Raw genomic sequence first — 13,903 nt, 5'->3', positions numbered from 1 at the left:
TATGGCCGGTTTGCAGTTGCAACTCGATCAGATGGTGGATGTGCTGAAGGCGGTGGCAGAGCCAAGCCGTCTGCGCATTCTGGCGCTTCTGGCGCGGGGCGACCTGACGGTTTCCGATCTGACGACCATTCTCGGCCAGTCGCAGCCGCGCGTGTCACGCCATCTCAAGCTATTGGGCGAAGCCGATCTCATCGACCGCTATCAGGAAGGGGCATGGGCCTATTTCCGGCTGGCGGACAATGCGATCTGCGGTGATCTTGCGCGTGGCTTGCTGGCGCGTCTCGACCGTTCTGATGCGCTGGTCGAGCGCGATCTGGAGCGGCTATCACAGGTCAAGTCCAGCCGTCAGGAAAAGGCTGCGGCCTATTTCAGCGCCAATGCGGGTAGCTGGGGCGAAATCCGCAAGCTGCATGTGTCCGAAAATGCGGTAGAAATTGCGCTCAAGAAGATCGTCGGCGAGAAGCCGTTTCAAGCCATGCTCGATGTCGGGACTGGTACCGGGCGCTTGCTGGAGCTTTTCGCGCCGCTTTATGCGCGTGGTCTCGGCATCGACATTAATCGCGACATGCTGGCGGTAGCCCGCGCCAATCTCGATCTTGCAGCCATCGGCAATGCGCAGGTGCGTCAGGGCGATGTTTATGCCCTGCCGGTCGAACGCGAGAGCTTCGATCTGGTGACGATCCATCAGGTGCTACACTTTCTGGACGATCCGCTTTCGGCGATCCGCGAAGGCGCGCGTGCGCTGCGCCCGAATGGTCGTTTGCTGATTGTCGATTTTGCGCCGCATACGCTCGAATTCCTACGCGAAGACCATGCGCATTTGCGCCTCGGCTTCAGCGACGAGCAGATGCTGGGCTGGATGAAGGAAGCAGGCCTTGAGCCTGAAAAGACGCTGGAGCTGACCCCGAAGGGTGCAAGCGGCGATGAGGGACTGACCGTCAAGCTTTGGCTTGCACGCGATCCGCGTCTGCTCATTGCTGATCCGGCAAAGAATGAATCAAGCATGACGGAGACAGTGTGATGGGTTTTTATGGTCTTTCCCGCCGACCGGATGTCGGCCAGACCACCCGGGTATCGTTCGAATTCTTTCCGCCCAAGTCGGAAGAAATGGAACAGCGCCTCTGGGAAACGGTCACACGGCTGGCGCCTTTGCAACCGGAATTCGTGTCCGTCACCTATGGTGCGGGCGGCTCGACGCGTGAGCGTACGATCCGCACTGTCGCGCGTATCCTGAAGGAAACCGATATCCAGCCTGCGGCGCATCTGACCTGTGTGGATGCAACGCGCGAGGAAGTCGACCGCGTAGTCCGCGAGTTCGCCGATCTCGGCGTCAACCGTTTCGTCGCCCTGCGCGGTGATCCGGCTGCGGGCATTGGCGAAAAATATGTGCCGACAACCGGCGGCTATCTGAATGGCGCTGATCTGGTCGGCGGCCTGCGCCAGATTTCGGATTTCGATATTTCGGTTTCGGCCTATCCGGAAAAGCATCCGGAAAGCCCTGATTTCGCAACCGATATCGACATGCTGAAGCGCAAGGTGGACGCTGGCGCCACGCGCGCGATCACGCAGTTCTTCTTCGAGAACGATCTTTATGAGCGTTATGTTGAGCGCGTGCGCCGGGCTGGGATTTATATCCCGATCGTTCCGGGCGTCTTGCCGGTGCATAATTTCAAGCAGGTCAAGAATTTCTGCGCCCGTTCCGCGACGCATATTCCGGCCTGGCTGGCAGAGCGTTTCGACGGGCTGGAAAATGATCCGCAGACGCATCAGCTGGTGGCTGCGGCCATCGCCGCCGAACAGGTTATGGATCTGATCGAACGCGGCTTGCAGGACTTCCATTTCTATACGATGAACCGCGCCGATCTGCCCTATGCGATCTGCCATATGATCGGCATTCGCCCCAAGACCGAAGCGGCTCTGGAGCCTGCATAAGTCCTTTACGAGACCAAGAAAAAAGCCCGCCGTTTCGGCGGGCTTTCTGTTTCTTGCGAGACGGGTCTATCCTCGAAACCTGTGTCGCCGTAATGGTCTGATGCGTCTGCTTTACGGTATGACGCCTGCTATCAACGCTGCAACAAATGCAAATGCTGCACAGATCATGAGGACATTCAAAGATCGTGTCAGTCCCATCGGTCTGTCTCCTTCATATGCGCCAGACAAGCGCCCGGCGCGCGCTGGTAGAGACTGGAATCTAAGCGCAAAAAGCCGCGAACAAAAGAAGATTTCGTACTGCAACCTGGCGTGATTGCGAAAAAAACCTTCTGTTTACCACCTAAGTTATTGAAATTTCTGACCTGAAAAATCTGTTCACATTTCATGAAAAAGACACAGAACTGACAGGATTTACGGGGCAATTGCCACAATTTCCACAGGCTGTTTGCAGCGATACCCCGCTTTTCGTCAGCGGATCAGGGCGAGAAACGCCGACAGAGTCACCACGGAAATGACTGTCGAATAGAGAATGACATTGGAGGTGATGGCTGCCTCGCGCCGATAATGTTCGGCGAGCATGAAAGGGCCGGTGCCCGTCGGCAAGGCCGCGAGAAGGGCAGCGCTTTCCGCCATCAGCGGCGGCAATTCGAACACATAGACTGCAAGCAGCCATGTGGCGAGCGGCTGGACGATCAGCTTGACCGAAACGAGGAAGGCAATGGCGTTGACGCTTTCGCGTTCGACCTTGCGCGATTGTGCGAGAAACAGACCGAGCGCCACAAGCGCGCAGGGTGATGCTGCGCCGCCGAGCATTTTCAGAAAGGTTTCGGCAGGGGCGGGGATCGTCAACCCGAGGAAAGAGAAGATCGCTCCGAGCGCCGGTGCAAAAAGCAGTGGATTGCGGATGAGTGAGCGAACGACTTTCCAGACGAGATGAAACGGCTTCTTTTCGGTTTGCAGACCGATTTCGATCAACACGATCGCAAATGCGAAAGTGACGCAAACGGTGATGATGATGGAGATGGTGGTTGCGGCCAGAACGCCGGAGCCGAAAGCGATCATCGACAGCGGAATGCCCATATAGCCCGTATTGGGATAGGCGGCATTGAGGCCGTCGAGTGCTGTATCGGCAAGCGGCAGCTTTCCGCGCAGCCGCACAAGAAAGGGCAAGACGAAGGCGATGGCGCTGCTCAGCAGGAAGACGGCAATGAATCCCGGCTGCCAGAGTTCGCTGCCATGGGTATTTGCCATGATGTCGAACAATAGCGCAGGCAGCGCGAGATAGACCACGAAGCGGTTCAGCTCTGCAATGGCATGTGGTCCCAGTATTTTCAGCTTGAAGGCGCCCCATCCGGAGAAAATGAGCGCAAATACAGGCAGGACGACGAGCAGGGTAGTGAGCATGAAACAGGCATTCGTGATGAGAGCAGAATAGGAAAAGGCGCGGAGATGATCCCGCGCCTTATGATGTTCTTAGAGCTTGTCCAGAAGCTCCTGGGTTGGCCAGGAATCGGCAGGCATGCCAAGCCGCATCTGTTCGGCGCGCACAGCATCGCGAGTCAGGAGACCGTAAACGCCGTCGATCTTCGCGCCCATATCATAGCCGCGTGCCTGAAGCTTCGTTTGCAACTCCTTCATCTGCTCCTGCGTCAAACCCGGAATCGGATTGCCGGGATCGAATGCAGGCGCACCGGCAAGGCGCGTTGCAAAATAGGCGGCGGTCGTCGCGTAGACGATGGACTTGTTCCATTCGACGAAGACGTCGAAATTCGAATAGGACAAAAAGGCCGGGCCCTTGCGGCCAAGCGGCAGCAGCAGAGAGGCATCGCCGTCATCGGGTCCGAGTGGACCATTCAGGCCGGTCACGCCCTGCTCAGCCCACCAGGAATGCGGCTTGCGATTGGTGCGGATGGCTTCTTCCCAGGGCAGATCCTTGGTGATGCGCACTTCTTCCAGCCACGGCTGGCCGCGTTTCCAGCCCAGTTCGGAAATCATGCGACCAGCGGTCATCATGGCGTCAGGAACGCTGTTCTTCAGATCGACCTTGCCGTCGCCGTCACCATCGACGCCGCGCTCCAGATAATCCTTGGGCAGAAGCTGCATCATGCCGATTTCGCCAGCCCATGCGCCGGTCGTGCTGGCATCAACAACGCCCGTGTCGAACAGCTTGAGCAGCGCGATCAGCTGCGGACGGAAGAGATCCGGACGGCGGCAGTCATAGGAAAGGGTGACGAGCGCGTTCAGCGTGTCGAAGTCGCCCTGAATTGCGCCGTAATCGGTTTCAAGGCCCCAGAAAGAGGCAAGAACCGGACCCGGCACGCCGTAGGTTTCTTCAACTTTCTTGAAGACATCGGCCTGTTTGATCAGATTTTCCCGGCCTTTTTTCAAGCGCGCTTCGGAGATGAGGCGCTTGGAAAATTCGGTGAAGGTCAAATTGAAAACAGTCTGCTTGCGATCCCGGTCGAGCACTTTCTGCTCAAGCGATGCCTTGTGCAACTCGCTGATACCCTTTTCGCCGACGCCCGCTTCACGCGCTTCCTTGGCCAGATTTTCGATCCACTGGCCAAGATCGGTTTCGCATTCCGGCTTGGGTGCATTGACGGCAGTTTCAGCGGGAACCGTGGGTGTCGGAGAGGCATTGGCGGTCTGTGCATTCGACACCGCGGTCGAAGCGAGCAGGGCGGCTGTCATGATGGAAGCAACAAACTTCATCGGTAACTCACACTCGTTTTGCAGGGAGCAACAGGTCCCTTCCAAGGATTGCTAAAGCTATTGCCCCAACAAGCCATGGAAATGAAGCAAAACTTGATGTGTGAGCTCAAACAGGCCCGTCTTAACGGGCCTTGTTGCTTTCCAGCCACTTTTTCCACGTGGCGGCGTCGCCCGCGAAGACATTGATGTCTGCATCGCCCTTGATGCCCGGAATGACGCCCGTGCCGGTATATTGCCAGAACGTCCACGGATGCGGGCCGTATTTCTCATCCGGATGACCGGCGACCGAGCGCAGCCAGAACGGATAGTCCGGAATCTGGCGCAGATCATTGTCGTCGAAGAAATCGACGGTCGTGTAGATGATCGGACGCTTGCCATAGTGCTTTTCAAGCGCGGCAAGGAAGATGCGCATTTCCTTGCGCACAACCGCCGCATTGGGCCGTAATTTGCAGGTTGGCGATTGCGGGTTCCATTCCATATCGAGAACCGGCGGCAGCGCGGAAGGATCGCGCGGTACATTCTGGATATACCAACGGGCCTGTTCGATGGCCGGACGGCAGAAATAATAGAAATGATAGGCGCTGCGGGGAATGCCCGCCTCGCGGGTGCCGTTCCAGTGTTCGGCGAAGCGGTCGTCTACTCGGTCGCCGCCCTCGGTCGCCTTGATGAAGGTAAAGGAGATGCCGCTGGCGCGCACGGCGCTCCAGTCGGTGTTGACCTGGTATTTTGAAACGTCGGTGCCGTGGATCGGATAGTGCCACGGCGTCTTGCCGGTCCAGTCATGCGGATTGCTATCACCGAAGCGTGGCGCCTTCACTGATCCCGATGGCGGCGGAATACGGGCAACCGTGCCGTGCTTCTTCACATCGGAAAAATCGTAATCCACCGTCGTACAGGCCGAAAGCAGAAAGACGCCCATGCAGGAGGCAAAGCAAGAGCCAAGAAAATTGCGGCTGGCCAGACGGCTCATGAGACGTTTCATGCAGGGTTTCCGGTGTCGCGAATCAGTCCCTACAACGGTTACGCGATCCGCGACCGGTCGTCATCAGCCCAGTGCTGTTCTTGCTCCTAATTTTAAGCTGAAGCGCGAATAACGGCTATCCACGCAAAGCCGCGATAAAGCACGCGGCGCTCCGCCGACAGGCCGCGCTCGGCTGCAAGCCGCTCACATATGGCGAACATGTCCTGCCGCGGCGTTACATGGAACCAGTCGAGCCATGTGTAGAGACCGCGCTTGAACCATCCGGGCAGGCGGGACTGATCGCCGAAATCGACGACATGCAATTCACCATCCGGTCCGAGATGCCGGATGCTTTCGCGAATGACCGATTGCCACTGCGGAATCATCGATATGGCGTAAGAAATGAAGATGCGGTCGAAGCCGGTTTGACGGAAAAGCTGCTCGGGATCGAACTGCGCCGCATCTGCAAGTTCCAGTTGGGTACGGCTTTCGATCCCTGCACGTTTGGCGGCGCTGCGGGCGGTATCCAGCATCTCTGCTGAAATATCGATGCCGTAAAGTTTGGCATCGGGGTAGTGCTGCGCCGTTTTGACGAGGTTGCGACCGGTGCCGCAACCGATTTCCAGAATGCTGCCGCCGTCTGGCACATGGAGTGTCGCGATCATCTGGTCGCGACCCAGAAGGTAATATTTGCGGGTCGCATCATAGAAATGACGCTGATGGCGGTAAACCTTGTCCATCAAACGCGCATGGCTTGCACCCTGACCATTGCCCTGTGCGCTCGCACGGCTTCCTTCCGGGCTTTGCAGCATATCAGGCGTCCTTCAGGACATAGAGGTGAAATCCGCCATAGATCGACGAGCGGTCGCGGTCGTGCAATGCGCGGGATTCTTCGGCGCGATATTCCCAGCGGCCGAGGATTTCCGGTGCAACACGACCGGGCAGCAGGCTCGGTTCGGCGGCGGTACGGAAAATTACGCGAGCGCCCGGCGCGGCAGTGCGTGTGATTTCGTTCCAGACGGCATTGAGCTGGCTGTCGTTCATCCAGTCCTGCGCGTCGAGCAGGATGTAGCGATCCACCGATGCAGCAGGCTTGGCGGCGAGAAAATCAGTGTAATTGGCGTTCTGGACCGTCATGCGGTCGGCGCGGGCGCGCACCGTTTCGAAATTGGCGCGTGACAGATAAGGCGGCAACGGGCCGGTTTCCTCATCGCCGCTATAGCCGCGCCCGAAGGCCTGCCAGGCGAAGTAGTTTTCCGTCAGCGGAAAGCCGCAGGCGAGCTTTTCGAGGCGGCTGCGCAGCACCTCGGCCATGTTGCCGTTTCCAGCAGTGGCAAGCGCGTCATATTGCTGGGGTGGAATGCCGAGGCCGAACAGCGAGGATTTACGCGCCGTCGCCCAGCGCACCATGCGCTTTTCAAACAAAGGCGCCAGCGCCGTGTCGAAGAAGCTGCGCTGTTCTTCGATGGTGCGCGACTTGAGGATATCGCGTGGGTCGATGCCGTAAAGGCGCGCCACACGGTGCCCCATGCCGATGAACACACCCAGCAGGCCGTGACGGTAGAGGTCGCGCCAGAAGATCGAAATGCGCTGGCGACCGTTCCACTTGCGCTTTTCCCAGTAAGCGCGGCTTTCGGCATCGAGATGCGGACGCACGAAGCGCTTGTAGGCGGCAAGGTTGGTCTTGTCGTCTGCCTTGCCATAAAAGCGGTAGAAGGCGTTGTAATCCGGCAGGTTCTTGAGCGCTGCGAGCTTTAGCCGGTTGAAGGCGACGTGCGCCTCGTTGAGATCCACCGCTTCCACGCGCGCCGGATCGGCAGTGAGGTAAGACAGAGCGTTACAGCCGCCGGACGCGATGGTGACGATGCGATGACCGGGCTGAATTGCGAGCGCTGTCATATCCACATCGGGGTCTTCCCAGATCTGCGGATAGACCAGCCCCTTGAAGAGCCAGGCGAACAATCTTTCCGAAAAGCCAGCGCGGGAAAGCGCATGGTTCTGGGTTACTGCACGTTTCAGAATGGTACCGTCAGCTGATTGTTCGGCCATAAAATTCCCCTTTGGGACGAATCCCGCGCTTGGTTTCAAAAAGTTAAACACCGGGGCATGACAGGGGATTGACGGATTAATGACCGCTTTCTGACAGCGAAATGCACGAGTAAGTGCCTGCAATCTTGGCGTTTTATTACGGGCGGTAAGACTATTTGAGAGAACCTTTCCTCTTCGCTGCCGTTTTCTTCTGTGACGGTGGGTATCGACAGGACTTCTGTGCCTGATCCAACCGCAAAAGTGATCGACCGGTAAGGAGCCGGCCGGACACGAAGAAAGCTACGAAGAGAGCAGAGGGGTGTTTTGCGCAAATTGCGCCATGCTCAACAGGGATAAGCTCGCAACGAGCAAACCCACGCTAGGAAGGAGAGCCAATATGAAGAAGTTTCTGATTACGTCTGTTGCCGCTGTGTCGCTTCTGGGCCTTGCCGCCTGCAATGAGAAGAAGGATGACGGCGCCAGCAACGCTCCCGCACCGGCACCGGCTGCGCCTGCCGCACCTTCGAACAATGATACGACGACCACGCCTGCAACGCCGGCTCCGGCTACTCCGGGCACGGGTACAGGCGGTACGGGTAGCGCGCCTGCTAATTAAGCGGGATTGTTATTTAGCACCCAGCAAGTGCGGGCAAGTTGCAGCCGGTGAGCTGTCATAGTCCCGTATGGTAAATGTCTTACGAATGGCGATCCGGGAAACTGGATCGCCATTTGTCCCAGAAGGAATTGCATTGAATGAATGATCCCGCGGCATTTTACGGGAAAGACGGCGCGCAAGCGATTTCCGTGTTTAAACGCAGGCTGTCTTCGGCTATGGCTTTGATCATGAACCGTAACACCTTGTTCTTCGTTGCCGCCATTGTTCTGGTTGCGCTTGCTGCTTGCGGCAAGGGCAATGACGAGAAGGCCGCTGCTCCGGCGCAGGATGGCACCGCTGTTTCGCAGCCTGCCGCACCGGCGGAAGGGGCATCGGACAAAAAAGGTCCGGATCTCGTCAAGGCCTTGCGTGACAATGCCGGTGTGAATACGCCCGAGGAACAGGCCGCTGCCATTGAACGGGCGCGCACCAACGCCGTTTCCGCTGCAAAGGCGGTCGGACAGAATGAAGAACAGGCTCAGGCCGCGGGAGAAGCGGCTGCCGCGACAGCGCAACGCTCTTTCACTGAACGCCAGAACGCGGTGCAATCGAACTGAGTTGGGCCAATGTTCCGGTTGTATGTTTGAAGCGCAATCAGCGCAATAATCTTTCGATGCGGCGCATTTCTCATCACAGACCGGTGATAAGAGCATATAAATAATTGTTTTTTCGACCGCACTTCATGCGGGCGGTTTTCAGCAGCGACGGAATTTTGTAGAACAGAACCATGTCGATTTGGGTTCGCATCGGTGAGTTTGTGGCGTCAGTGACGTCGAACGCTATTACAGGCGTTATCGAGGCTGTGCGCACCGTTTTTGAAGGCGATGCCGATACGCGCAGGCGGGTTGCTTTCTCCATTGCCATGATCGCCCTGTCAGCCAAAATGGCGAAAGCCGACGGGGTCGTGACGCAGGACGAGATACGGGCCTTTCAGGATATCTTCGCGGTGCCGCAGGAAGAAACCGCCCATGTGGCGCGGCTTTATGATCTGGCCAAGCAGGATGTGGCAGGCTTTGAAAGCTATGCCCGCCAGCTGGCCGGTCTCTGTCAGGAAGGGCAAAGCGAATGCCATCTTCTGGAAGATATTCTCGACGGGCTGTTTCATATCGCTAAGGCCGATGGCTATGTCCATGAGAAGGAAATGGCGTTTTTGACCGAGGTTGCAGGCATCTTCGGTTTTGACGAAGTTGCCTTCGACCGCATCGCAATACGGCATGTGCAGCGCGGCGAGGGCGATCCCTACGCCATTCTCGGCCTTGAGCGCGGTGTGTCGTTCGACGATGCGCGCAGCCGCTATCGGACGCTGGTCAAGCAGCATCATCCCGACCGGCTGGTCGCGGAAGGTCTGCCGCTGGAATTCATTACTATTGCCAATGCGCGTCTTGCTGCCATAAACGCTGCCTGGGCAAGCATAGAAAAGCATTTGGAGGCTGCGTAATGCAGGAAACGAGCGGCGCAACCGAATTTCGGGACGAGGATCAGGATCTGGCCGAACTGGCGCTGAAGCAGGCCGACTTTGCGGGCGCTGCGCTCGATCCTTCGCCTAATTTCGGTCCGCGTCGTGACGGCAAAACGCCTGTCTATCTAATCCTGCATTATACGGGTCTGGCAACCGCGCAGGAGGCCGTCGACATTCTCAAGTCGCCGGAAATGCAGGTCTCGGCCCATTATCTCGTTCACGAGGACGGGCAGGTGGCACAGATGGTGTCGGAAAAGGCCCGTGCCTGGCATGCAGGCAAAAGCTTCTGGAAGGGCGAGACCGACATCAATTCAGCCTCCATCGGCATTGAAATCGTCAATCCGGGGAATCTGGAAGACTATCCGCCTTTCAAGGATGCGCAGATCGAGGCAGTCATTGGCCTTTGCCGTGATATTTGCGAGCGTTATGCCATTGCGCCGGAAAACGTGCTTGCGCATTCGGACATCGCACCGGCGCGCAAGACCGATCCGGGCCACAACTTTCCGTGGAAGCGTCTGCATGATGCGGGCATTGGCCACTTCATCGAGCCGACCTCGATCCGTGGCGGTCGGTTTCTGGCGCGGGGCGAGCAGGGGCAGCCTGTGGAGGCATTGCAGTCCATGCTGGCGCTCTATGGCTATGGGGTCGAGATCACCGGTGTCTTCGATGAGGACACGGAAACGGTGGTTAAGGCATTTCAGCGTCACTTTCGGCCACAAAATGTAGACGGTGTGGCTGATGTTTCTACCATAGATACCCTCTACAGACTGATTTTTTCCCGCCAGAATGTTACCGCCTGAGCGAGCGGCGGTAACGGGATGACTTTCGCAATTTAATTCGAATTTCGTTCAAATTTTCAAAAATTTAGCCGAATCACTTTTCCGGCTCCGCCTGTGCGGAGGGTTGCCGAATTGCGCCCGTTTGAATCAGTTTTGTTACAACCTGTAAGACGATTTTACTTTTGCAACCAATCTTCGGCTGCATTTCCCCGTCAGATCATCGATTAATCCCGGCGGAAATGGGCCTTGAGAGCCTATACCAACCGGGACCTGAATAAACGGGATCGTCTCCCCCCAAGACGGGCGCTCCCCCATAAGAAACGTTCCAAGACGGTAGGTTATGAAAGTAAAGTTTGTTATTGTTAGCGCCCTTGTTGGCGCGATGAGTTCGTTTGGCCTGAATCCGGCGCTTAGCGCCCCTGCAAGTGAACCAACCAACCTCGCAGCTCTTCTCAAGGCGCGTCAGCAGAACAAAGTTGCTGAGGCCGATAAGGCAAAGACTTCGGTTAAAAAGGTGTCGGTCATCACCAACCGTGCTGCGCCTGTGGGCAAGGGTTCCAAGTCCGGTGGCTCCAGCCGTTCGACCAAGAGCGGCGGAAGCTATTCGCAGATTATCAACCGCTACGCTTCCACCTATGGCGTGCCGTCCTCGCTCGCGCATGCTGTCGTGCGCCACGAAAGCAATTTCCAGCCGAATGTGCGTGGTGCTGCAGGCGAAATCGGCCTGATGCAGATCAAGCTCTCGACGGCGCGCGCCATGGGCTATTCCGGCTCGGCCAAGGGGCTTTATGAACCGGCCACGAACATCCAGTACGGCATGAAGTATCTCGCTATGGCGCAGAAGCTGGGCGGCGGCAGCACCTGCGGCACGATCCTGAAATACAATGCCGGTCATGGCGCAACGCGCATGAACCCGATCTCAGCAAAATATTGCAGCTCGGTGAAGGCATATATGGCCGGGCTTTAAGCTCTGTTTTGGAGTTCGCTCCAGAATTTACGTCGGCGGTTGCGTAGAGTTTCAAGCCGTTTGATGTGAACGAAAAGCCGGTAGCGGTTTTGCTACCGGCTTTTCTGTTGCTTTTTCGGACAGAAGCGAATTTATACGCGATGTCAGTCGGTCGGGCAGCCGCGCTTGTCATATGCCGAAAGGCGGCAGGTGAGGAAAGTCCGGGCTCCATGGAAATACGGTGCCGGGTAACGCCCGGCGGGGGCGACCCCAGGGATAGTGCCACAGAAAGTAAACCGCCTCGTCTTCCGTATCGTTGTGCAGAAGCTGCAACGACAGGGATGACGAGGTAAGGGTGAAAGGGTGGGGTAAGAGCCCACCGCGTCTGCAGCAATGGAGACGGCACGGTAAACCCCACCGGGAGCAAAACCGAATAGGGACGGCGCGCCGGTTCGCAAGGACCGGCAATCGGTTTCCGGATCAGTCGTCCGGGTGGGTTGCAAGAGGCGGGTGGCGACATCCGTCCCAGATGAATGGCTGCCACGTCGGGCGAAAGCCCGGCCATACAGAACCCGGCTTACAGACCGGCTGACACTACTTTAGAGCGCCGATCTGATAGGATCAGATCGGCGCTCTAACTTTTTTACGCGCATCTTGTTCCGAAAACCGTTTCACACTTTTCGGGATGCGCTCAAGATCAGAAAAAGCCCGGCTTTGAGCCGGGCTTTTCCTTTCTGCGGCGCGGTTGCTTGGGAGGCGCTGCTTTGATTGGATCAGATCGGCACGCCGCTGAAGAAATCGTAGATGAGCTTCAGGTTCAGCACGACAATGATGACGGCGGTGATGGCCGCGAGGAAGGTGACCCAGCGCGGAGCGACCAGCGATCCCATCTTCTTCTTTTCTGCTGTGAACATGACCAGCGGTATCACCGCGAAAGGCAATTGCAGGCTCAGCACCACCTGCGACAGGATCAGGAGTTCCGTCGTACCCTGCGAACCGTACATGATTGTGACAACAGCGGCGGGCACAATGGCAACAAAGCGCGTGATGGCGCGGCGCAACCACGGTTTCAGCCGGATGCGGATAAAGCCTTCCATGACGATCTGCCCCGCCATGGTGGCGGTGATGGTCGAGTTCAGGCCGCAGCACAGAAGCGCGATGGCAAAAAGCGTTGGCGCAAGCGATGATCCGAGCAGCGGGTTGAGCAGGGCATGGGCTTTGTCGAGATCTTCCACGCCGGTATTGCCGGTCGCGTTGAAGCTTGCTGCCGCGAGGATCAGGATCGATGCGTTGACCAGAAGCGCGAAAGTGAGCGCGATGGTGGAATCGAGCGTCGAATAGCGAATGGCCTCGCGCTTTTCAGCGGTCGTGTGCCCATAGTCGCGGGTCTGCACGATGCCCGAATGCAGATAGAGATTATGCGGCATGACCGTCGCGCCGATAATGCCGAGCGCTATATAAAGCATGTCCGGGTTGCGGATGATTTCAACGGTCGGCGCAAATCCGAGAATGACCTCATTCCATTTCGGCTGGGCCATCAGAATCTGGACCAAGAAGCAGATCGCGATGACGGCCAGAAGCGTCATGATGAGCGCTTCGACGCGGCGGAAGCCCTTGTTTTGCAGATAGAGCACCAGAAGCACGTCGGCGGCGGTGATGATGACGCCGATTTCGAGCGGAATGCCGAATAGAAGATTGAGGCCAATGGCCGTGCCGATAACTTCGGCAAGATCGGTGGCGCAGATTGCGAGTTCCGCCAGAAGCCATAGCGGCCAGGCGAGTATGCGCGGATAGGCGTCGCGGCAGGCCTGCGCCAGATCGCGCCCGGTGGCGATCGCAAGCCGCGTGCAGAGCGCCTGCAACAGAACGGCCATCAGATTGGACAGAAGCACGACCGAAAGCAGCGCATAGCCGAAGCGGGAGCCGCCGGCGAGCGAGGTCGCCCAGTTGCCGGGGTCCATATAGCCGACGGCGACAAGATAGCCGGGACCAACGAAGGCCATGGCCCTGCGAAAGCGCGACCCGGAGCGGTTAACCGCCACGGAGCGATGAACATCGGACATAGAGGCTTCGCCTCGATCCCGCCGCCAGCCTTCAAAGGTGACGTCGTGACCTTCGGATGGGCCCGCACCATGGGGTGTCATTATAAAGACCTTTATTATCAATATGCACTTGCAAACTATTTGCATTTAATAATGGCAGACGGGTGATGCGTCAATAGTGTGGAGGGGAATAGGGGAATAGGGGAATAGGGGAATAGGGGAATAGGGGAATAGGGTAGGAACTCGGAGCCTCTAAAAAAATCGCTTGCGCCGAACGAGCGCCCGCGATCCTCTTCCCTTACTCCCTTACTCCCTTACTCCCTTACTCCCTTACTCCCTTACTCCCTTACTCCCTTACTCCCTTACTCCCTTACTCCCTTACTCCCTTA

12 protein-coding genes, 1 other RNA gene and 1 pseudogene are annotated in these 13,903 nt (G+C 57.5%); 8 read left to right on the top strand and 6 right to left on the bottom strand.

The window, feature by feature from the left end; all coding sequences use genetic code 11:
• Position 1: 1 nt before the first annotated feature.
• Both QBD01_RS19170 and metF read left to right on the top strand, forming a co-directional pair.
• The gene (locus QBD01_RS19170; protein WP_280994121.1) at positions 2-1,021 is read left to right on the top strand and encodes a metalloregulator ArsR/SmtB family transcription factor; all 1,020 of its coding nucleotides are present in this window, start codon (positions 2-4) and stop codon (positions 1,019-1,021) included.
• Positions 1,021-1,932, top strand: a complete 912-nt coding sequence (metF, locus tag QBD01_RS19165) for a methylenetetrahydrofolate reductase [NAD(P)H] (protein ID WP_280994120.1) — start codon at positions 1,021-1,023, stop codon at positions 1,930-1,932. Before QBD01_RS19170 ends, metF begins: the two co-directional genes overlap by 1 nt.
• A 468-nt stretch (positions 1,933-2,400) precedes the next feature.
• Here metF and QBD01_RS19160 read toward each other — a convergent pair whose 3' ends face one another.
• The 5 genes from QBD01_RS19160 to QBD01_RS19140 all read right to left on the bottom strand — a co-directional run bounded on the left by QBD01_RS19160 (position 2,401) and on the right by QBD01_RS19140 (position 7,654).
• Positions 2,401-3,336 (bottom strand): AEC family transporter, encoded by a 936-nt coding sequence (locus tag QBD01_RS19160; protein ID WP_280994119.1) that lies wholly within the window; start codon positions 3,334-3,336, stop codon positions 2,401-2,403.
• A gap of 69 nt (positions 3,337-3,405) precedes the next feature.
• Complete coding sequence (locus tag QBD01_RS19155) at positions 3,406-4,644, bottom strand: lytic murein transglycosylase (RefSeq protein WP_280994118.1); 1,239 nt, start codon at positions 4,642-4,644, stop codon at positions 3,406-3,408.
• 121 nt (positions 4,645-4,765) lie between these two features.
• The gene (locus QBD01_RS19150; RefSeq protein WP_280994258.1) at positions 4,766-5,614 is read right to left on the bottom strand and encodes a GH25 family lysozyme; all 849 of its coding nucleotides are present in this window, start codon (positions 5,612-5,614) and stop codon (positions 4,766-4,768) included.
• A gap of 104 nt (positions 5,615-5,718) precedes the next feature.
• Positions 5,719-6,417: a class I SAM-dependent methyltransferase gene (locus QBD01_RS19145; protein ID WP_280994117.1), complete on the bottom strand. Its 699-nt coding sequence runs from the start codon at positions 6,415-6,417 to the stop codon at positions 5,719-5,721.
• Between the two features lies 1 nt (position 6,418).
• Positions 6,419-7,654, bottom strand: coding sequence for a DUF3419 family protein (locus QBD01_RS19140; protein ID WP_280994116.1), 1,236 nt, complete (start codon positions 7,652-7,654; stop codon positions 6,419-6,421).
• Between the two features lie 376 nt (positions 7,655-8,030).
• Here QBD01_RS19140 and QBD01_RS19135 point away from each other — a divergent pair, with 376 nt between their 5' ends.
• The 6 genes and pseudogenes from QBD01_RS19135 to rnpB all read left to right on the top strand — a co-directional run bounded on the left by QBD01_RS19135 (position 8,031) and on the right by rnpB (position 12,068).
• Entirely contained in the window at positions 8,031-8,249 is a 219-nt protein-coding gene (locus tag QBD01_RS19135; RefSeq protein ID WP_113534689.1) for a hypothetical protein, read from the top strand.
• Between the two features lie 141 nt (positions 8,250-8,390).
• A pseudogene (locus QBD01_RS19130) lies at positions 8,391-8,845 on the top strand (antifreeze protein).
• 170 nt (positions 8,846-9,015) lie between these two features.
• Positions 9,016-9,726, top strand: a complete 711-nt coding sequence (locus QBD01_RS19125; RefSeq protein WP_078338669.1) for a DnaJ family molecular chaperone — start codon at positions 9,016-9,018, stop codon at positions 9,724-9,726.
• The gene (locus tag QBD01_RS19120; protein WP_280994115.1) at positions 9,726-10,547 is read left to right on the top strand and encodes an N-acetylmuramoyl-L-alanine amidase; all 822 of its coding nucleotides are present in this window, start codon (positions 9,726-9,728) and stop codon (positions 10,545-10,547) included. The genes QBD01_RS19125 and QBD01_RS19120 overlap by 1 nt, the downstream gene beginning before the upstream one ends.
• Positions 10,548-10,866: 319 nt before the next feature.
• Positions 10,867-11,493 carry a transglycosylase SLT domain-containing protein gene (locus QBD01_RS19115; RefSeq protein ID WP_182521042.1) on the top strand — a complete coding sequence of 209 codons (627 nt, stop codon included), beginning with the start codon at positions 10,867-10,869 and terminating at the stop codon, positions 11,491-11,493.
• Positions 11,494-11,636: 143 nt separating this feature from the next.
• Positions 11,637-12,068, top strand: an RNA gene (gene rnpB, locus QBD01_RS19110) — RNase P RNA component class A.
• A gap of 177 nt (positions 12,069-12,245) precedes the next feature.
• Here the strand turns inward: rnpB and QBD01_RS19105 are convergent.
• Positions 12,246-13,616 (bottom strand): Nramp family divalent metal transporter, encoded by a 1,371-nt coding sequence (locus QBD01_RS19105; protein WP_280994114.1) that lies wholly within the window; start codon positions 13,614-13,616, stop codon positions 12,246-12,248.
• Between the last annotated feature and the right edge of the window lie 287 nt (positions 13,617-13,903).

This window comes from Ochrobactrum sp. 19YEA23, from assembly GCF_029909865.1.
Taxonomy (GTDB): Bacteria; Pseudomonadota; Alphaproteobacteria; order Rhizobiales; family Rhizobiaceae; genus Brucella; species Brucella gambitense.
Note: the sequence above shows the minus strand (reverse complement) of the source record. Positions and strands in the feature narration are given on the sequence as shown.

Coding starts and splice junctions, on each gene's coding strand:
- QBD01_RS19125 (WP_078338669.1), top strand. CDS start 9,016: ATGTCGATTTGGGTTCGCATCGGTGAGTTTGTGGCGTCAGTGACGTCG.
- QBD01_RS19120 (WP_280994115.1), top strand. CDS start 9,726: ATGCAGGAAACGAGCGGCGCAACCGAATTTCGGGACGAGGATCAGGAT.
- QBD01_RS19150 (WP_280994258.1), bottom strand. CDS start 5,614: ATGAGCCGTCTGGCCAGCCGCAATTTTCTTGGCTCTTGCTTTGCCTCC.
- QBD01_RS19160 (WP_280994119.1), bottom strand. CDS start 3,336: ATGCTCACTACCCTGCTCGTCGTCCTGCCTGTATTTGCGCTCATTTTC.
- QBD01_RS19145 (WP_280994117.1), bottom strand. CDS start 6,417: ATGCTGCAAAGCCCGGAAGGAAGCCGTGCGAGCGCACAGGGCAATGGT.
- metF (WP_280994120.1), top strand. CDS start 1,021: ATGGGTTTTTATGGTCTTTCCCGCCGACCGGATGTCGGCCAGACCACC.
- QBD01_RS19135 (WP_113534689.1), top strand. CDS start 8,031: ATGAAGAAGTTTCTGATTACGTCTGTTGCCGCTGTGTCGCTTCTGGGC.
- QBD01_RS19105 (WP_280994114.1), bottom strand. CDS start 13,616: ATGACACCCCATGGTGCGGGCCCATCCGAAGGTCACGACGTCACCTTT.
- QBD01_RS19115 (WP_182521042.1), top strand. CDS start 10,867: ATGAAAGTAAAGTTTGTTATTGTTAGCGCCCTTGTTGGCGCGATGAGT.
- QBD01_RS19140 (WP_280994116.1), bottom strand. CDS start 7,654: ATGGCCGAACAATCAGCTGACGGTACCATTCTGAAACGTGCAGTAACC.
- QBD01_RS19170 (WP_280994121.1), top strand. CDS start 2: ATGGCCGGTTTGCAGTTGCAACTCGATCAGATGGTGGATGTGCTGAAG.
- QBD01_RS19155 (WP_280994118.1), bottom strand. CDS start 4,644: ATGAAGTTTGTTGCTTCCATCATGACAGCCGCCCTGCTCGCTTCGACC.